Origin of the sequence: Sutterella parvirubra YIT 11816 (assembly GCF_000250875.1) — a bacterium.
GTDB lineage: Bacteria > Pseudomonadota > Gammaproteobacteria > Burkholderiales > Burkholderiaceae_F > Sutterella > Sutterella parvirubra.
Genome location: NZ_JH604869.1, coordinates 1 through 18761, shown reverse-complemented (window position 1 = coordinate 18761; position 18761 = coordinate 1). Strand labels below are relative to the sequence as shown.

Genomic DNA, 18761 nt, shown 5'->3' with positions numbered 1-18761 from the left:
CGAAGGACGGCCCGGGGAGGATCGCTCGGGCCGCTCCGCGCATCGGCCTCCTCCTTTCGGCGGACCGAAACCGCCCGCGGGGAGCCGCCGTCCTTCGATAGAATCGGAGCGTTGCCCGAAGGCTTTCCATAGAGGAAGCCTTCACCCACGACATCCCCGCCCGAATCCCTTCCTGGAGAGCGCGCTTGAAGACCGAGCCCGGCACCGACCGCCCTGAAGACGACGATCTTGACGATCCCGCCGTTCCCGCTGATTCAGCTTCCGACGCCGAGGCGGCACCCTGGTCGGCCTCATCCGAACAAGGAACCGATGACTCCGCTGAAGATGCCGGGAAAGCCGACGGCGGGCCGGTCCTGACGGCCGAAGCGCCCGAGCTTCCGCCCTTCGACCCCGCGAAGGAACTCCCGACGCTCCCGAACCTCCCGGGCTGCTACCGCTACTTCGACGCCGAGGGCCGGTGCCTCTACGTCGGGAAGGCGCGCGACCTCAAGAAGCGCGTGTCGTCCTACTTCCAGAAGTCTGACCTGTCGCCCCGCATCGCGATCATGGTCCGCCAAATCGCGAAGCTCGAAACGACGGTGACGCGAAGCGAAGCGGAAGCGCTTCTGCTGGAAAACAACCTCATCAAGACGCTCTCGCCCAAGTACAACATCCTCTTTCGGGACGACAAGAGCTACCCGTACATCAAGTTGGGGCCGGAGGCCTTCCCGCGGCTTTCCTACTACCGCGGCGGCGTCGACCGCGCGAGCCGCTTCTTCGGGCCCTACCCCAATTCCACCGCCGTGCGCGAAGCCATTCAGATCCTGCAGAAGGTCTTCGGGCTTCGCACCTGCGAGAACGCCGTCTTCTCGAACCGCTCGCGCCCGTGCCTTTTGGGGCAGATCGAGCGCTGCTCCGCGCCCTGCTGCGGGCGCATTTCGAGCGAAGACTACGCGAAGGACTGCGAGCGGGCGGCCGCTTTTCTAGAGGGCCGCACGAGCGACCTCGTCGAAGAGTTCGAGAAGCGCATGTGGGCCGCGAGCGAAGCCTGGGCCTTTGAAGAGGCCGCCCGCTGGCGCGACCGCATCGCGGCGTTGGCCGCCGTGCGGAGCCAACAGGCGGTCGAGAGCACCGGGCAGGACACCGACGCGGACATCCTCGCGGTGGCGTCCTCGGGCCCCGTCGTCTGCGTGAACCTCGCGATGGTGCGGGGCGGGCGCCACTTGGGCGACCGCGCGAGCTGGCCCAAGATCAACGCGCGCTCGGACGAAATGATGCCTTCGAAAGCGGAAATCCTCGAAGCCTTCGTCTCGCAGCACTACGCCGACATGAGCGTCCCGACGGTGGTCGTCGTCGAACCCGACGAAGCCGACCCCGGCTTTGCGGAGCGCTTGTCCGACCTTCTCACCGACATGGCGGGCCGGCGCGTCACGGTCGTGTCGGAACCCCGCGAGCAGCGCCGCCGCTGGCTTGAGATGTGCGTGCAGGGTGCGGGGATCGCGCTCCAGCGCCGCCTTCAGGAGGAAGGCACGCAGATCGCGCGTCTCAGGGATCTCATTGAAGTACTGGGCTTGACGCCCGACGACGGCGACCCGATGACGGTCTCGATCGAGTGCTTCGACATCTCGCACACCCAAGGCGAAGCGACGCAGGCCTCCTGCGTCGTCTATGCGGAAGGCCGCATGCAGAGCTCGCGCTACCGCCGCTTCAACATCACCGGGATCGAGCCCGGCGACGACTACGCGGCGATGCGGCAGGTGCTCGAGCGCCGGTACGCGCCGGTCGCGCGCGGCGAAGCCGAGCTCCCGACGATCGTGCTCATCGACGGCGGGCGCGGTCAGGTCGAGATGGCGAGGCAGGTTTTTCTCGAACTCGGACTCGACCTCTCCACGATCGTGGGCGTAGCCAAGGGCGAAGGCCGAAAGACCGGCCTGGAGACGCTCGTCTTTCCCGAGATCGACGGCGAGACGCGCGAGCCCCTCGTGTTGGGGAGCATGTCGCGCGCCTTGATGTTGGTCGCCGAAGTCCGCGACGAGGCGCACCGCTTCGCCATCACCGGGATGCGCGCCAAACGCGCCAAGACGAGAAACGCCTCGAGGCTCGAAGATCTCGAAGGCATCGGCCCCAAGAGACGCGCTAAACTACTTACCTATTTCGGCGGCTTGCGCCAGTTGTCCAACGCCGGCATCGAAGACATCGCGCGGGTGGAAGGCATTTCCCGAACGCTCGCCGAACGCATCTACGCTCAGCTCCATTAAACAGGTTCAACCCCCAACCATGAAGCTCAAGCCCCCCTTTCAAATGAACGTGCCGATGGCGCTCACCTGGGCGCGCATCGCGATGATTCCGCTCGTGATCGGGATCTTCTACCTGCCGGAGCGCTGGCTCTCCGCCTACTGGGTGAACAGCATCGCCGCGATCGTCTTCGTGGTCGCGTCCGTGACGGACGCGTTGGACGGCTTCCTCGCCCGCCGATACGAAGGCTGGGCGACGCCGATGGGGGCGTTTCTCGATCCCGTCGCCGACAAGCTTCTCGTGTCGGCCGCGTTGGTCGCGTTGGTGGGGCTCGGCCGCTGCGACATGGCGATCGCGATGATCATCATCGGGCGCGAAATCACCGTCTCGGCCCTTCGCGAATGGATGGCGAAGATCGGCGAATCCGGCCTCGTCAAGGTCAATTGGTACGGGAAGATCAAGACGATCGCGCAGATGACCGCGATCACGTGCCTCCTTTGGTACGACCCGGTCTTCGGAATCAACATCGCCGTGATCGGCGAGGTCCTCATCCTCATCGCCGCGGTGCTCACGATCTACTCGATGTACGTGTACCTGCGCGCCGCGGTGCCGTTCTTCAACAAGCACGGCGGGCTCTGAGTAAGCGAGCCTCCGACGCCGACACCATGACCGGGCGCCCCATGACGTGCGGGCGCCCTTTTCTTCAGCCTCTTTCATCAACCTCCGAACACCTCTCCGACGCCATGACCGCCACGACTCCCTCCCGCACCGACATCTTCTGCCGCGTCGTCGACAACTTCGGCGACGCCGGCGTCTGCTGGCGGCTCGCGCAGCGCTTCGCCGCGCTCGGCATCGCCCCGCGGCTCATCATCGACCGCGTCGACGTCTTGGCCAAGATCGCCGCGGACGTGAACCCGACGGCGAAGTGCCAAACCGCACTCGGCGTCGAAGTCGTCGACTGGGACGCCTTCGCCGCGGCGGGCGAGGCGGACGGGTTCGCTCCGGCGCCCCTCGTCATCGAAACCTTCGGGTGCCGGCTCCCGGAAGCCTATGAGGGCGCGATGGCGTCTTCGGCCGAAACGGGCCAAGCGCCCTTTTGGATCAACCTCGACTACCTCTCGGCCGAGGATTGGGTCGAGACCTGCCACGACGTCTGGGGCCTGCACCCGACGCTCGGGATCAGGAAGCTTTGGTTCTTCCCGAGCTTCACGGACCGCACCGGGGGCGTGATGGTCGAGGACGACTACGCCGCGCGCCGTGCGGCCTTCGAGGCCGGGAACGGCCGAGAGAAGCTCCTCCGGTCGCTCAACGCCGATCCGGTGCTCCCCGCCTTCTTCGTCTTCTGCTACCCCGTGAACGACCTCGACGCGCTCGCGCGGATGCTGAAGAATTCGCCCCTTCGCCGCAACGTTCTTCTGGCCCCGGGCGAAGCCGGGGACCGCCTGGAGGCGATGCTCTCGGACGAGAAGCACCTGATCGTGCGCCGCACGCCCTTCGTGCCGCAGCCGCAGTTCGACGAGATCCTCTGGAGCGCCGACGCCGGCGTCGTGAGGGGTGAAGACAGCTTCGTGCGCGCGCAGTTGGCCGCGCTCCCCTTCCTTTGGGCGACCTACCCGACCGAAGACCTTGCGCACCGCATCAAACTCAACGCGTGGTTGGAGAAGCGCGCGGCGGACGAGCGCGCCCGCACGGCGAACGCCCTTTGGGTGGAGGATGCGGCGGACGACGCCGTGATGTCCGCGTGGCTCGCCGCGGCGGATGCGGGCGCCTTGAACGACGACGCCCGGCGTTGGGCCGGGCGTCTCATCGGGCGCGGAGACCTCGCGCGGCACATCGTCGCGCGGGTGCTCCAAGGCTGACGGAACCGCTTCCGTCGGCGGGATCAGTCGAGCTTCATCGCCCGGCGCTCAAAGGCCCACGGGTCGGAGTGTGTGCGCACTTCCTCGTCGAAGAGGCGCGTGAAGCGCTTTTCCGTCTCGAACGCCGCCCAACCGGGATTCCCGGTCTTCGCAAACCGCACCCAGGCGGCGTGCATCTCGTCCGACAACGCCTGCGGGGCGTCCGCACCGTTCGCGGCGACCGAACCCGGCGCGTCCAAAGTCCCGAAGACGTAGGGCACGTCGCAGGAGTGCGCGGCGCCGATCACGGCGCCCGACTTGCCCTTCACCTGACTGCGGCGGTCGAACGAATACGCCCAGACGGGGGTCCCCGCGGCGGCAAGCGATTCGAGGAGCTTGTTGCAGGGCATCCGGAAGATGAGGTCGCCCTGCATCCGCGTGAAGATTTCGCCCAGCTTTTCGATCGCGCCCGAGGGGACGACGTAGTGACGCCACTCTTCGCGGGCGCACCCGGCCAGGACGCGCACGCACGCCGCGGCCCCAGCCCGGATCGCGTCGACCGGACGGGCGGTGAGCACTTCGCCGTCGACGTACGGCTTGAAGACGGCGGTATTCCCCTTCGAGAAGCGACCCCAGTCCTCGTCCTGCGCGAGACCGCCCACGATCTTCCGCATGGCGATGAGGTCGGCTTCGGGGAACGCCGTGAAGGCGGCGCGCGTCGGCGCAATACCGAGCTTTTCCGAGAAGACCTTCGCGGCGTGGTCCGCGTCCGCCGGGGTCGACCACTGCGCGACCGCCGACGGGCTCTGAATGATCGCCTGCGAGAAGAGCCCGCGGGCCAAGGGGGACGCGAGGAGACTCGTGATGTGGGTGCCGCCCGCCGACTGCCCGAAGACCGTCACGCGGGCGGGGTCGCCGCCGAAGGCGGCGATGTTGTCCCGCACCCAGGTGAGCCCGAGGATCATGTCGCGCACGCCGTTGTCCGAGTCGCCGCCTTCGAGCTTGAGGAAGCCGTCGACGTTGACGCGGTAGTTGAGCGTCACCAGCACGACGCCGTCCCGTGCGAAGGCGGAACCGTCGAAGCGCGGATCGTTGTTGTCGCAGTTGGTGGACCCACCACCCGGAATCCACACCATCACGGGACAGCCTTGGGCGCCTTCGGGCGCCCAGACGTTGAGCACCAACGCGTCGCCGCCTCCGATCATGCCCTTCCCGTCGCGGGCGGGCTGCAAGGGAATCGAACCCGGCTTCGTCGCGTCGCGCACGCCTTCCCACGGGGCGGCCGGCACGGGCGCCAAGAAGCGGCGTTCGGCCGTGTAGGGATTCTCGCCGAAGGGGACGTTCCAGAAGACGACGACCTTGTCGGCGCGCTCCGAACGCGCGCCCTGGAGCCACCCGCCCGCAACGCGCACGCGCGTGGGGTCGGAAGGCTGGGCAGTAGAAGCGCAGCCCGAGAGCGTCAGGGCCGCCGGGGCGGCGGAAAGCGCCGCGGCGGCGCGGATCAGAGTTCGGCGTTGGATCATCTTGGGTCTCCTCCGAGGGGGTTGGTCGAGTGTGGTCGAATGCTTCGAAGGATACGTCCGGGAGTTACGCGCGTAAGAAGGCGTGTTAGGGACCGGGCCTGACGGCGGCCGCGGACTTCGGCGGATGCGCAGCGTCGCTCATCCTTCATGGCGCGCCACAAGGCAGGCGTTGAAGGGAAAGGCCCTCCGTCCCGGTCGGCGCGTCTCCCCTTGCGGTTTCTCGGGGATCTTTTCTGCGCGGCGGCCCGCCTGAGTCGACCCTCGTCGACTTTTGGGCACTTTCCCGCATGTCGCCCGAAGACAAGTTCATGTCGCCGGAAGGCATGGCCTTCTCCGGACCGTCTTTCGAGAATCGAGTGATCTGCTTTCTCCGGAGGATCCGCCATGGCCCGCATGCTTCTCACGCACGGCACCGTCGTCACGATGGATGCCGAACGCCGCATCATTCCCGACGGGGCCGTCCTCATCGAGGCCGGCCGCATCGTGCGGGCCGACCGGGCGTCGGCCTTCGACCCCAATGCTTTGGGCGACGTCAAGGTCGTCGACTGTTCGGGAAAGCTCATCCTCCCGGGCTTCATCGACGCGCACGCCCACGCCGGCCACACGATGAACCGCGCGCTCGGGTGGGACACGCGCTCCTTTTGGATGGCGTACATGGAGAAGATCTACCACCATCACACGACGCCCGGCTACTGGTACGCCGAGGGGCGCCTTGCGGCGTTGGAGCGTCTCAAGGCGGGGATCACGCTCGGCGTCTCGGTCCTCACCAACGCGCAGCGCGCGGACGACCCGAGGATTGCGGTCGAGAACAGCCGCGGGTACGGTGCCGTCGGCAACCGCCAGATCGTGGCGGTCGGTCCCTCGAACCCGCCCTATCCGCGCGGCTTCCACCAGTACCGGGAGGGCCGTTGGGAAAGCGTTTCGCTGACGTTCGACGAGATCATGACGAAGACCGAAGAGGCGATCGAACTTGTGAACGGCACCTTCGACGGGCGGATCCAGGCCTTCATCGCGCCCTTCGTGCTGGTGGGCTCGGTCGAGCCCTCCGGCCCCACGCCCGCCGACCGCGCGGTGAAGCTGACCGACCTCGACCGAAAGATGATGCGTGCGGTGCGGGAGATCGCGAGTCGCCAGAAGACCCGCATCCACACCGAAGCCTTCGGCGGGATGATCCGGCTTGCGAAGCAGTCGGACGACGCGCTTCTGGGGCCCGACGTGCACCTGCAGCACTGCAAGGGGATTTCTTTCGACGAAGCGCTGATCCTCGCCGAAACGGGGACGCACGTGACGACCACGCCCGCCTGGGGCCAGTACGTCACGCGATGCCCGGTGCCCGAACTCCTCGGCCTCGGCGTCAACGTCGCGGCGACGACGGACGGGGTCGCCCCCGGCATCCCCTACGACCTCATTCAGGCCGTGCGGAACCTCGCGATGATCCAGCAGGGCGCTCTGAACGACTTCTACTACCTGCCGCCCGGAAAGATGCTCTCGATGATCACGATCGACGCCGCGCGGGCGGTGGGCCGCGAGCACGATCTCGGGAGCATCGAACCTGGGAAGCTCGCCGACCTCATCACCGTCGACATGCGCCAACCCCACCTCGCGCCCACGCACCTCCCGGTGCACACCCTCATGCTCTACGGGAACGCCGCCGACGTCGCGGACGTCATGGTCGAAGGCCGCTGGGTGATGCGGGGCCGCCAAGTCCTGACGGTCGACGAAGCGGAGGTGCTCCGCGACGCCGCGGAAGAATCCTCCGCCGCCATCCGCCGTGCCGGGCTCGAAAAGCTCCTGAAGCCTTCCGACACCTTCTGGGACTACCGCAACCACGTCTTCGAACCCCGGCTCCCTTGAGAACGTGAGTGAGTGAGCGCTCACCGGACGCACAATGGATTCCGCACCGACAAGAAGAACCGCACAGACCGACATGACCAATATGACCGACATGACCGACGCCGAGCTCTACGCCGTTTTCCAGAGCCCCTACGCACGCCTTCCCGAGCCCACGAAGAAGGTGATCAAAATCCGCACGCGCGCACTCCTCGCTGAAAAGGCGGGCGAGCTCGTCGTGATCCCCGAGGGCGAAATGCTGGTGGCGGACGGCCGCATTCTGGCGGTGGGCGGGAAGCTCACGCACCACGTCGACGAGACGCTCGACTGGACGGATTCCTTCGTGGCGCCGGGGTTCGTGGATTTGAACGCCCTGGGCGACATCGACCACCACCTCATCTGGTCCGAGCAGAAGCGCCCGGAAAAGCTCTTCTGGTCCAAGGACTATGTGGAAGGCGGCACGGAAGAGTCGATGACCGCCGGGGAAGAGGCCTTCAAATCGCTCTTTGCGTACGTGCAGCTCCTGCGCCGCGGGGTGACGTCGGCGTGCCCCATCACCTGCACCTACTACAAGGCGGCCGGGGAGACCTACGGCGAAATCGCCGCGGCGGCGAAGCACGCGGCGCACCTGGGGCTTCGCGCGTGGCTGGGCGTGGGTTTCTTGGGCGCGGGGCACGTCTGGGACGAAGAGGCGGGCCGCCGCATCGTGATGCCTCTCCCCGATGACGGCCGCCCCGGGTTCGAGGCCGCGAAGCGCTTCGTCGGCGACTTCGCGGACTACGGAGGCGGACTCATCACCACGATGATGACGCCCGAGCGGATCGAACTTCAGAGCGACGCGGTGCTCCGGGAGGTGGGCGACTTCTGCCGGGAGCACGACCTGCTCCTCAAACTTCACGCCGCGCAGAGCGAATTCGAGTGGCGGTGGACCCGTGAGACCTTGGGCTGCACGCCCGTCGAACATCTCGAACGTCTGGAGCTTCTCAACGACCGGCTCCTCCTCCCGCACGCCGCCTGGACGACGGGGAGCGCCTTCACGGACATTCCGGGGGACGCCGACCTCGTGAAGCTGGCCCGCGCGGGCACGGCCGTCATCCACTGTCCGTTGGTCTACGGGCGCACCGGCGCGAGCCTCGACAATTTCGGTCGATACAAGGCCGCAGGGATCCGCATGACGATGGGGTCCGACACCTTCCCGCCCGACCCCTTCATGATCATGCGGGTGGGCCAGATGTTCGCGCTCTCCCACACGGGCGGAAACGTTGAGAACGCCCGCTTCATCGACTTTTGGGACGCGTACACCCGCGGGGGCGCCGATGCGCTCCGCCGCCCCGACCTCGGACGCCTCACGGAAGGCGCCCGAGCGGACTTCATCCGAATTCCGATGACGAATCCCTGGCTCGGGACCTTCGACGATCCGGTGCGCACGCTCGCGATGGCCGCCGCGGCGACCGACATCACGGACGTGTGGGTGGAAGGCCGCCCGATCGTGGAAGCGGGCCGTGTGCTCGGGATCCGTCCGGAAGCGATGAGCGCGCTCCAGGCGGCGGGCGAACGCTACCACGAGAAATTGAAGGCCGGCTTCGTGGGGCGCAGCGCCCTCAAAGACGCCGTCCCCTTCTGGGACTGAGCGGACGCGGAGGGCTCGGCGGGGACGCGTGCTTTTCGAAAGACGCCTCCGCCGTGAATGCGCTCTTCACGTTTTTGATAAAATAACAAGCTTAACGTTTTTGGCGTCCTCCGCCCTCTGATGCCCGCATCGTGCGACATCAGCGCCCGCTGCGGGAGGCGAGGGACGCATGAACCGCTGTACAGGGTAACCAAACAAATGAAAACCGCACAGGAACTTCGCCTCGGCAACGTCTTCATGGTCGGCAAGGACCCGATGGTCGTCGTCAAGTCCGAATACTCCAAGGGTGGCCGAGGCGCCTCCGTCGTCAAGATGAAGATGAAGAATCTTCTGACGAACGCCATGACGGAAACCGTCTTCCGCGCCGACGACAAGTTCGAAGACCTCATCCTCGAACGCAAGGAAGTGACCTACTCCTACTTCGCCGATCCGCACTACGTCTGGATGGACGAAGAGTACAACCAGTACGAAGTCGACGCCGACGTGATGGCCGAAGCCCTCAAGTACCTTGAGGACGGCATGCCCGCCGAAGCGGTCTTCTACGAAGGCCGCGCCATCTCGATCGAACTCCCGACGATCCTCGTGCGCGAAATCACCTACACGGAACCCGCCGTCAAGGGCGACACGTCCGGCAAGGTGATGAAGCCCGCCAAGATCGCCACCGGCTACGAACTCGCCGTCCCGGCCTTCGTTGAAACCGGCGACAAGATCGAAATCGACACGCGCACCGGCGAATACCGCAACCGCGTGAAGTAAGCTGAAGGCACCTGCCGACGGCTCAGGGGTCCGAGAACCATATGGTTTTCGGACCTTTTTCTTTTTGGGGTTCGGGAGCCCCTCCGACCTTCGCCCGACCGACCATAGGCGCGTCTCCGGTCAACCGTTCTTCGCCAATGGTCGACCATATGCAAACCATTGAAATCAAAGGGTTACGACTGGATTCGGCCGTTGCGCGGCATCATCCACCCTACGCAAAACGCCTCAGTGGAGAGGCCCGCCGGTTTGCGACAATCCCTTAACCGACCGGTGAGATTCGTCCCGCGCGGGCCCTCTGATCCTCAGCGACCCGAGCGTTCCCGCCGGCCGGTCTTTCCTCAGCCTTACCCCCTCACACAAGCCTCAGCAACGACAGGTGCACCCATGGCCGTCAACCTCAAGAACCGTCATCTCCTCAGCCTCGTTCATCACACCGCCGAAGAAATCGACTACCTCGTCGACCTCGCGATCGACCTGAAACGCGCGAAGAAGCTCGGCAACGAACCGCAGCTCCTGAAGGGCAAGAACATCGCGCTCATTTTCGAGAAGACCTCCACCCGGACGCGCTCCGCCTTCGAGGTCGCCGCCTACGACCAGGGCGCGCACACGACGTACTTTGAGCCCAGCACCTCCCAGATCGGCCACAAGGAAAGCATCAAGGACACCGCCCGGGTTCTGGGCGGCATGTACGACGCCATCGAATACCGCGGCTTCGCGCAGACGACCGTCGAAGAGCTCGCCCAGTACGCGGGCGTGCCGGTCTTCAACGGCCTCACGGACGAATGGCATCCGACGCAGATGCTCTGCGACCTGATGACGATGAAGGAATCCTGCGGCAAGAAGTGGAAGGACATCGCCTTCACGTACCTGGGCGACGCCCGCTTCAACACCGGGAATTCGCTCCTGATGGTGGGCGCCAAGATGGGGATGGACGTGCGCATCGCCGCGCCGAAGTCGCTTTGGCCCTCGCTCGACCTGATCCACCTCTGCCAGGAAATGGCGAAGACCTCGGGCGCCAAGATCACGATCACGGAAGATCCGGTCGAGGCCGTCCAGGGCACGGACTTCATCCACACGGACATCTGGGTCTCGATGGGCGAACCGAAGGAAGTTTGGGACGAACGCATCGCGCTTCTCATGCCCTACCAGGTGAACGCCCAGCTCATGGCCGCTTCCGGCAACCCCGAAGTGAAGCTCATGCACTGCCTCCCGGCCTTCCACAACACGGAAACCAAGGTCGGCAAGGAAATCGCCGCGATGTACCCGAACCTCGCCAACGGCATCGAAGTCACCGAAGAAGTCTTCGAGTCGCCCGCCTCGATCGTCTTCCATCAGGCCTCGAACCGCCTCCACACGATCAAGGCCGCGATGGTCGCGTCGCTCTCCTGAGCTGACCGGCTGAACGGTTGATTCCGAATCGGGCCGTCCCTTTGCGGGGCGGCCCGTTTCGTTTGGGGCGGATCCGGACGCCCGGTGCGCGTCGAGCGCGGCGGGGTCGGCGAACGGCCAGCGACGACAAGAACTCCCCAAAAACGTCAATAAGAATTCCCCACTTCCGACAACAGGATCTCCCCACTTCCGTCAGCAAGAATTCCCAGTTCCGACAACAAGGCCTCCCCGCTTCCGTCAACAAAAATCCCCACCATCGACGAAAAGCCCGCCGTCCGCTGCCGGACGACGGGCCTTCGTGTGCTTGGGACTCAAGCGTGCGTCTTACGCGCCCAGAGCCTCCGCGTGGAGGTCATGGAGGTCGTAGACGTCGCCCTTGCGGCCGGCGCGGATCCCTTCTGCGGCGGCGAGGCCGCCCGCCATCGTCGTGTGGTACGTGACCTGTTCGGCGAGGCACGTGCGGCGGATGGCGCCCGCGTCGTCGAGTTCGCCTTCGTGTTCCGCGACCGACATCACGACCAAGCTGATCTCGTGGTTCTTGATCAGGTCGATCACGTTCGGGCGCCCTTCGTGAACGCGGCTGACGCTCCTGCACGGGATCCCGGCGGCCTCGATCGCCGCGGCGGTGCCTTCCGTCGCGATGAGGTCGAACCCGGCGTGGCGGAGTTCATGCGCGCAGACGATGACCTTGGGCTTGTCGGAATTCCGCACCGACAGGAACGCCGTGCCGCCGTCGGGGAGGCTCGAGGCCGCCGCGACCTGGCTCTTCCTGTGCGCTTCCGCGAAGCTGCGGCCCACGCCCATCACTTCGCCCGTCGAGCGCATTTCCGGCCCGAGGACCGGGTCGACGCCCTGGAACTTCGCGAACGGGAAGACGGCTTCCTTGACGCTGAAGTACGGAGGCTGCTTCTCGAGCTTTTCGACTGTGAGGCCCTGCTTCGCGAGCGTCACGCCCGACATCGCGCGCACCGCGATCTTGGCAAGGGCGTTCCCCGTCGCCTTCGAGACGAAGGGCACCGTGCGGGACGCGCGCGGGTTCACTTCGAGGACGAAGATGTCCGGGTGCGAGGTGTGGGCGTTCTGAACGGCGAACTGCACGTTCATGAGGCCGACCACCTTCAAGGCCTTCGCCATTTCGCGGGTCTGACGGCGGATTTCGTCGATCAACGCAGGGGCGAGGCTGTAGGGCGGGAGCGAGCACGCGCTGTCGCCCGAGTGGACGCCCGCCTGCTCGATGTGTTCCATCACGCCGCCCACGGCCACGACTTCGCCGTCCGCGACCGCGTCGACGTCGAGTTCGATCGCGTCGTCCAAGAACCGGTCCAGAAGGACGGGGCTCTCAGGCGAAACCTTGACGGCTTCCTGCATATACTTGGTGAGGCGTTCCGGCGTGTGCACGATGTCCATCGCGCGGCCGCCCAGCACGTAGCTCGGGCGCACGACCAACGGATAGCCGATCTCGGCCGCCTTCTCCAGCGCTTCCGTTTCGGTGCGGGCGATGCGGTTGGGCGGCTGACGAAGGCCGAGTTCGTTGATCAACGCCTGGAAGCGTTCACGGTCTTCCGCGCAGTCGATCGCGTCGGGCGAGGTCCCGATGATGGGAACGCCCGCGGCCTCCAGGGCGCGGCAGATTTTGAGCGGCGTCTGACCGCCGTACTGCACGATCACACCGTCGGGCTTTTCGGCTTCACAGACCGCGAGCACGTCTTCGAACGTCACCGGCTCGAAGTAGAGGCGGTCCGACGTGTCGTAGTCGGTCGAGACGGTTTCGGGGTTGCAGTTCACCATGATGGTTTCCCAACCGTCTTCGCGAAGCGCCATCGCGGCGTGCACGCAGCAGTAGTCGAATTCGATGCCCTGCCCGATGCGGTTGGGGCCGCCGCCCAGCACCATCACCTTCTTCTTCGAGGTGGGTTCGGCTTCGCAGAGTTCGGTCGAACCGTAGGTCGAGTAGAGGTACGCGGTCGTCGTTGCGAATTCCGCGGCGCAGGTGTCGACGCGCTTGTAGACCGGGCGGATCCCGAACGCCTGACGCGCGGCGCGCACTTCGGCTTCCTTCGCACCCGTCAGCGTGGCGATCCGCTTGTCGGAGAAGCCCGCGGCCTTCAGGAGGCGCATGTCGGCGGCATCGACTTCCGCGAGGGCGTGCCCTTCGACCGCCTTTTCCATGTCGATCAATTCCGCGATCTCGCGCAGGAACCACCAGTCGATCTTCGTATGGCGGTGGATGTCCTCCAGCGTCATCCCGAGGCGCATCGCATCCGCCACCCAGAAGAGGCGTTCGGGCCCCGGAACGGAGAGTTCGCGCACGAGCTTCGTCTTGTCGGTCGTGACAGGAGTGAGCCCGTCCTTCCCGGTTTCAAGACCGCGCAACGCCTTCTGGAGCGCTTCCTGGAAGCTGCGGCCGATCGCCATCACTTCGCCCACGGACTTCATCTGGGTCGTGAGGCGGTCGTCCGCCGCGGGGAACTTTTCAAACGCGAAGCGCGGGCACTTCACGACGACGTAGTCGATCGCGGGTTCGAACGACGCCGGGGTCTTGCCGCCCGTCATGTCGTTCCTGAGTTCGTCGAGCGTATAGCCCACCGCCAACTTCGCCGCGATCTTCGCGATCGGGAAGCCCGTGGCTTTCGACGCCAGGGCGGAGGAGCGCGAGACGCGCGGGTTCATTTCGATGACGATCATGCGGCCCGTCTTCGGGTCGAGCGCGAACTGGACGTTCGAACCCCCGGTGTCGACGCCGATCACGCGCAGCACCGCCATCGACGCATCGCGCATCGCCTGGTACTCGCGGTCGGAGAGCGTCTGCGCGGGCGCCACCGTGATCGAGTCGCCGGTGTGCACGCCCATCGGATCGAGGTTTTCGATCGAGCAGACGATGATCGCGTTGTCCGCCTTGTCGCGGACCACTTCCATCTCGAATTCCTTCCAACCGAGGAGCGACTCTTCGATCAACACCTCATGCGTGGGCGAGAGCTCCAGCCCGCGGCCGACGATCTCGACGAATTCCTCCATGTTGTAGGCGATGCCGCCCCCGGTGCCGCCCAACGTGAAGGACGGACGGATCACCGCGGGGAAGCCCGTCGACTCGAGGACTTCCGCGGCGCCTTCCAACGTGTGCGCGACGCCCGAGCGCGCGCACTCAAGCCCGATTTCGCCCATCAGCGCCTTGAAGCGTTCGCGGTCTTCGGCCTTTTCGATGGCTTCCGGCGACGCGCCGATCAGCTCCACGCCGTACTTCTCGAGGATCCCTTCGTTCACGAGGTCCATCGCGCAGTTCAAGGCGGTCTGCCCGCCCATCGTCGGGAGGATGGCGTCGGGGCGCTCCTTCGCGATGATGCGCTCCAGCGTTTCCCAGGTGATGGGTTCGATGTAGGTCGCGTCCGCCGTCTGCGGATCGGTCATGATCGTGGCGGGGTTCGAGTTCACCAGGATCACGCGGTAGCCCTCTTCGCGGAGCACGCGGCAGGCCTGCACGCCCGAATAGTCGAATTCGCAGGCTTGGCCGATCACGATCGGACCCGCGCCGATGATGAGGATGGATTGAATGTCTGTGCGCTTGGGCATGGTTCAGTGTCTCTTCTTTTCTTTACGGTCGGTCGTGGGCGCTTCAGGCGTTCTTCTTCGCTTCGATCAATTCGACGAAGTGCGCGAAGAGGGGCGAAATGTCGTGCGGGCCGGGGCTCGCTTCCGGGTGACCCTGGAAGCAGAAGGCGGGCGCATCGGTCAATTCAAAGCCCTGGAGCGAACCGTCGAAGAGCGAGCGGTGCGTCACCTGCGCGTTCGCGGGGAGCGTCTTTTCGTCGACCGCGAAGCCGTGGTTCTGGCTCGTGATGTAGACGCGGTGCGTGCGGACGTCTTCGACCGGGTGGTTCGCGCCGTGGTGGCCGAACTTCATCTTGAGGGTCTGCGCGCCGACCGCAAGCCCCATGATCTGGTGCCCGAGGCAGATGCCGAAGAGCGGCACCTTGGCGGCGATCGCCTTCTTGGCGACTTCGATCGCGTACGTGCAGGGCGCAGGGTCGCCGGGGCCGTTCGAGAGGAAGATCCCGTCGGGGGAGAGCGCCATCGCTTCCTCGAACGAGGTCTCGGCGGGCACCACCGTGACGCGCACGCCCGCCGCGGCGAGCATGCGCAGAATGTTGGTCTTCACGCCGAAGTCGTAGGCGACGACGTGGTGCGGCTGCGCCGCAGGGGTCGTGAAGCCCGCGGCGCGCTCGGCCGTGGCGCCTTCCCAGACGCCTTCCGTCCATTCGTAGGGGGCGTCGACCGTGACGGTCTTCGCGAGGTCCTGGCCGACCATCACGCCCCAGGATTGGGCGGCGGTCTTCGCCTGCTCGATGTCGGCGTCCGGGAGCTCACCTTCCGCCGCCGCGATGATCGCGCCCGGCTGCGCACCCGTCGTGCGCAGATGCATGGTGAGCGCGCGGGTGTCGAGGTCGGTGATCGCGACGATCCCCGTCGCTTTGAGGTGGTCGGTGAGGGACTCCGTCGCGCGCCAGTTGGAAGGCACGTCCGTCATGCGGTTGACGATGAGGCCCGCCGCGGCGATCTTCCCGCACTCCATGTCTTCGGCGTTCCAGCCGGTGTTGCCGACGTGGGCCGTCGTCAACGTCACGAGCTGCCCGGTGTAGGAGGGGTCCGTCAGGATTTCCTGATAACCCGTCATCGCGGTGTTGAAGACGGTCTCGCCCGAGGTGAGGCCGGCCGCGCCCGCGCTGCGGCCGTGGAAGATCCTTCCGTCCGCGAGCACGAGGGCGGCGCCGGGACGCTTGGGGGTGAGTAATGCCACGATTCTTGTCCTTGTTCGTTCTAGGGTTGGGGTCTCGCGGTCCCCGCGTGGTCCACGCGGAGACCGGACGGCAACCGTCTGTCAGTCGGCGCCAAATTCCTGTCATTTTACGAAGCGGGCCCTCAGCGGGGATTTCGGGCATCTAGGCAGAATATCCAAAGCGGTTTGCGCGGCTTCGATCCGAAAAATGGTTGCCTCAGATCGCTCAATTGTCGGCAATTGTGGGACCGTTCCGGTCGACCGATCCGGAAGCCGTTCCGAGACCCTTCCTCATCCCTCTCAGGAAGCCCTGAAGAGACGAGATAACATAGGAAGATCAACCGCCTTCAGCATCTTCACCCACCTCCTCCCAGGCCCTTCGGTCAGTCATTTGTCGACAATTGAGCGCAACCCTGTCGACCGATCGGTCAACAATGGAGGCCGGTCGCAACAACTAATGTTGATTTCCTAATTGAGGCCGAATCAGCGCAAAAGACTTTTTGAAATCGCAATTGAAGGACGCAATGCGGAGAAATCGCGCCGCATAATTTTTCCGCACGCCGACGAAAACTACGGTCCGCCGTGCGCCGCGCGACGGAGAATCCCCTCCTTCGGCGGCGGCCCCAGACACCACGTTGGTTCCACGCCTTACCGGAGAAAAACACCATGACCAACACGCTTTTCAAACGGACCGCTGCCGCCGGTCTCCTCGCCCTCATGCTCACGGGTTCGGTCTTTGCGGGCCAGCCCTGGAAGGTCGCCACGGAAGGGACCTTCCCCCCGTTCGAATTCTACGACTCCAAGACGGGCGAGATTCAGGGCTTTGAAGTCGACCTCGTGAAGGAAATGGCCAAGGTAATGGACAAGGACCTCACGATCGTCACATTGGGTTTCGACGCCATTCTGCCGGCGGTGCTCTCGGGCACGGTCGACACGGGCGCCGCGGGTTTTTCGATCACGCCTGCCCGCCAGCAGCGGGTGCTCTTCACGGATCCCTTCTACACGTCGGGCCTCACCATCGTCACCAAGAAGGGTGACGACTCGATCAAGGGCTTCGCCGACCTGAAGGGGAAGCGCATTTCCGTTCAGTTGGGCACGACGAGCGCCTCCGCCGCTCAGAAGATTGAGGGCGCCCAGGTGACGACCTTCAACAGTGCGGGCGACGCCATCCTCAACATGCTGGCCGGGAACGCCGACGCCGTCATCAACGACAAGCCCGTGACGGACTACGTCCTCTCGCAGAACGCGCAGCTCGCAAGCCAGACGACGCACCTTCCCGAAATGGCGACCGCCGACGTCTTCGCGATGATCGCGTCGAAGAAGAATCCGAAGCTCGTTGAAGAAATGAACGCCGCTCTGAAGATCCTGAAGGAAAACGGCACCTTCAACGAACTCCACATCAAGTGGTTCGGGAAGCCCGCCGAATAAGGCACCCACGGCTTTACGCCGGGCGGACTGCATGCCGACTCCCCGGGTGGGGCACCGCCGGTCTCCTCCCTTTCCGCCCGGCTCCCATTGAGCGAGGCGCCCTCCACGCACGGAGGGCGCCTCGTTTCTTTCGTCTGACCAAGACGAGGTCGTCCCGCGGACCCCGTTTCGGCGCGAAATGACGATTCGCCTGTCACCCGTTGACCATCTGCGCCACGACACGCCCGCAAAATCCCCGGAAAACGCGAAGACGGAGAAACGAATCCCCGTCATTTCTCTTATTTTTCAACAACTTTCAAACACCTCTCCCTCCGATCACGCGTGGCGCGAAATGACATGTTCTTGACGCCGAAAGCGTCAGATCAGGACAAGCAGGCTCCTATAGTGGATTCAACGAAACGGGGGACGCCACAGCCCCCACCCACCACTCACGAGGAGACAACCATGCCCGGTTATCCTGCCGACCTGCTCTCGAACCGCTCGATCGTCAAGCGCGACAGCTTCGCCATCATCACGCCCGAAGGGCGCGTCATCAACACCATCCCCGGCATCAAGGATGCGCAGATGACGATTCTCTGCTCGCCGAAGATCGGCGCGGGCTTCGTGCAGTTGATCGGCAAGCTCGGCCAGACGGCCCACACGGAATTCCCGTACGGCGCGCTCACCCACGAAGAAGCCTTCATCTACGTCCTCGACGGCGACGTCGAACTCGAAGTGACCGTCGGCGAAAAGACCGAAATGCTCACGCAGGGCGGCTACGCCTACTCGCCCGCGGGCGTCGGCATCGGCTTCAAGTCGAAGAACGGCAAGGAAGGCCGCATCCTGCTCTACAAGCAGCGCTACATCCCGCATCCCCAGGGTCTCGAACCCTACGCCGTCTTCGGCAACATCAACGACGTGCCCTTCCGCGACTACGACGGCATGGCGAACGTTCACGTCAAGGACTTCCTCCCGCTCGAAGAAGCCTTCGACATGAACATGCACATCCTCTCGTTCGACCCGGGCGCCTCCCACAACATCGTCGAAACGCACGTCCAGGAACACGGCGCCTACATCTACGAAGGTCAGGGCACCTACAACCTCGACAACGAGTGGTACCTCACGAAGAAGGAAGACTTCCTCTGGATGGGCGCCTTCTCGCTGCAGGCGGGCTACGGCATCGGCCGCGAACCGTTCTCCTACATCTACTCGAAGGACTGCAACCGCGACGTCGAGATCTGACGCGCGGGGCGCAAAGCGTTCTCCTCGGGCCGGCCGCCACCACGTCCCTACGCGGGACGGCCGGTCCCACCCGCACCGACCAAACACCTCCACGACCAACCAAAGGAACCATCATCATGGCTCTCGATGCAAACTTCAAAGCCCGCGACATCCGCGAAGTC

Annotated in this window: 12 protein-coding genes; 9 read left to right on the top strand and 3 right to left on the bottom strand. The window is 65.1% G+C overall.

The window, feature by feature from the left end; genetic code table 11:
- The first annotated feature begins 353 nt into the window (after nucleotides 1-353).
- The 3 genes from uvrC to earP all read left to right on the top strand — a co-directional run bounded on the left by uvrC (nucleotide 354) and on the right by earP (nucleotide 4073).
- Nucleotides 354-2237 (top strand): excinuclease ABC subunit UvrC, encoded by a 1884-nt coding sequence (gene uvrC / locus HMPREF9440_RS01455; RefSeq protein WP_050816055.1) that lies wholly within the window; start codon nucleotides 354-356, stop codon nucleotides 2235-2237.
- 19 nt (nucleotides 2238-2256) lie between these two features.
- Nucleotides 2257-2853, top strand: coding sequence for a CDP-diacylglycerol--glycerol-3-phosphate 3-phosphatidyltransferase (gene pgsA / locus HMPREF9440_RS01450; protein ID WP_008540787.1), 597 nt, complete (start codon nucleotides 2257-2259; stop codon nucleotides 2851-2853).
- Between the two features lie 104 nt (nucleotides 2854-2957).
- Complete coding sequence (earP, locus tag HMPREF9440_RS01445; protein WP_008540785.1) at nucleotides 2958-4073, top strand: elongation factor P maturation arginine rhamnosyltransferase EarP; 1116 nt, start codon at nucleotides 2958-2960, stop codon at nucleotides 4071-4073.
- Nucleotides 4074-4096: 23 nt separating this feature from the next.
- Here earP and HMPREF9440_RS01440 read toward each other — a convergent pair whose 3' ends face one another.
- Nucleotides 4097-5575 (bottom strand): carboxylesterase/lipase family protein, encoded by a 1479-nt coding sequence (locus tag HMPREF9440_RS01440; RefSeq protein WP_008540784.1) that lies wholly within the window; start codon nucleotides 5573-5575, stop codon nucleotides 4097-4099.
- Between the two features lie 384 nt (nucleotides 5576-5959).
- Here HMPREF9440_RS01440 and HMPREF9440_RS01435 point away from each other — a divergent pair, with 384 nt between their 5' ends.
- The 4 genes from HMPREF9440_RS01435 (at nucleotide 5960) to HMPREF9440_RS01420 (ending at nucleotide 11180) form a co-directional block, all read left to right on the top strand.
- Complete coding sequence (locus tag HMPREF9440_RS01435) at nucleotides 5960-7429, top strand: amidohydrolase family protein (RefSeq protein WP_008540782.1); 1470 nt, start codon at nucleotides 5960-5962, stop codon at nucleotides 7427-7429.
- A 73-nt stretch (nucleotides 7430-7502) separates the two neighbouring features.
- Complete coding sequence (locus HMPREF9440_RS01430; protein WP_008540781.1) at nucleotides 7503-9035, top strand: amidohydrolase family protein; 1533 nt, start codon at nucleotides 7503-7505, stop codon at nucleotides 9033-9035.
- 198 nt (nucleotides 9036-9233) lie between these two features.
- Nucleotides 9234-9791 carry an elongation factor P gene (efp, locus tag HMPREF9440_RS01425; RefSeq protein WP_008540780.1) on the top strand — a complete coding sequence of 186 codons (558 nt, stop codon included), beginning with the start codon at nucleotides 9234-9236 and terminating at the stop codon, nucleotides 9789-9791.
- Nucleotides 9792-10175: 384 nt separating this feature from the next.
- On the top strand, nucleotides 10176-11180 hold the full coding sequence (locus tag HMPREF9440_RS01420; RefSeq protein ID WP_008540779.1) for an ornithine carbamoyltransferase: 1005 nt from the start codon (nucleotides 10176-10178) through the stop codon (nucleotides 11178-11180).
- A gap of 324 nt (nucleotides 11181-11504) precedes the next feature.
- Here HMPREF9440_RS01420 and carB read toward each other — a convergent pair whose 3' ends face one another.
- Both carB and carA read right to left on the bottom strand, forming a co-directional pair.
- On the bottom strand, nucleotides 11505-14747 hold the full coding sequence (carB, locus tag HMPREF9440_RS01415; protein WP_008540778.1) for a carbamoyl-phosphate synthase large subunit: 3243 nt from the start codon (nucleotides 14745-14747) through the stop codon (nucleotides 11505-11507).
- Nucleotides 14748-14790: 43 nt separating this feature from the next.
- Nucleotides 14791-15972, bottom strand: a complete 1182-nt coding sequence (carA, locus tag HMPREF9440_RS01410; RefSeq protein WP_008540777.1) for a glutamine-hydrolyzing carbamoyl-phosphate synthase small subunit — start codon at nucleotides 15970-15972, stop codon at nucleotides 14791-14793.
- A 645-nt stretch (nucleotides 15973-16617) separates the two neighbouring features.
- Between carA and HMPREF9440_RS01405 the strand changes: the two genes are divergently transcribed.
- Nucleotides 16618-17379 (top strand): basic amino acid ABC transporter substrate-binding protein, encoded by a 762-nt coding sequence (locus HMPREF9440_RS01405; RefSeq protein WP_008540775.1) that lies wholly within the window; start codon nucleotides 16618-16620, stop codon nucleotides 17377-17379.
- 444 nt (nucleotides 17380-17823) lie between these two features.
- Nucleotides 17824-18600, top strand: a complete 777-nt coding sequence (gene allE / locus HMPREF9440_RS01400) for a (S)-ureidoglycine aminohydrolase (RefSeq protein WP_040763190.1) — start codon at nucleotides 17824-17826, stop codon at nucleotides 18598-18600.
- Nucleotides 18601-18761: the final 161 nt, after the last annotated feature.

Excerpts from the sequence above, each read along its gene's own strand:
- carB (WP_008540778.1), bottom strand. The coding sequence starts at position 14,747 with ATGCCCAAGCGCACAGACATTCAATCCATCCTCATCATCGGCGCGGGT.
- HMPREF9440_RS01430 (WP_008540781.1), top strand. The coding sequence starts at position 7,503 with ATGACCAATATGACCGACATGACCGACGCCGAGCTCTACGCCGTTTTC.
- HMPREF9440_RS01435 (WP_008540782.1), top strand. The coding sequence starts at position 5,960 with ATGGCCCGCATGCTTCTCACGCACGGCACCGTCGTCACGATGGATGCC.
- allE (WP_040763190.1), top strand. The coding sequence starts at position 17,824 with ATGCCCGGTTATCCTGCCGACCTGCTCTCGAACCGCTCGATCGTCAAG.
- pgsA (WP_008540787.1), top strand. The coding sequence starts at position 2,257 with ATGAAGCTCAAGCCCCCCTTTCAAATGAACGTGCCGATGGCGCTCACC.
- HMPREF9440_RS01405 (WP_008540775.1), top strand. The coding sequence starts at position 16,618 with ATGACCAACACGCTTTTCAAACGGACCGCTGCCGCCGGTCTCCTCGCC.
- earP (WP_008540785.1), top strand. The coding sequence starts at position 2,958 with ATGACCGCCACGACTCCCTCCCGCACCGACATCTTCTGCCGCGTCGTC.
- HMPREF9440_RS01440 (WP_008540784.1), bottom strand. The coding sequence starts at position 5,575 with ATGATCCAACGCCGAACTCTGATCCGCGCCGCCGCGGCGCTTTCCGCC.
- HMPREF9440_RS01420 (WP_008540779.1), top strand. The coding sequence starts at position 10,176 with ATGGCCGTCAACCTCAAGAACCGTCATCTCCTCAGCCTCGTTCATCAC.
- efp (WP_008540780.1), top strand. The coding sequence starts at position 9,234 with ATGAAAACCGCACAGGAACTTCGCCTCGGCAACGTCTTCATGGTCGGC.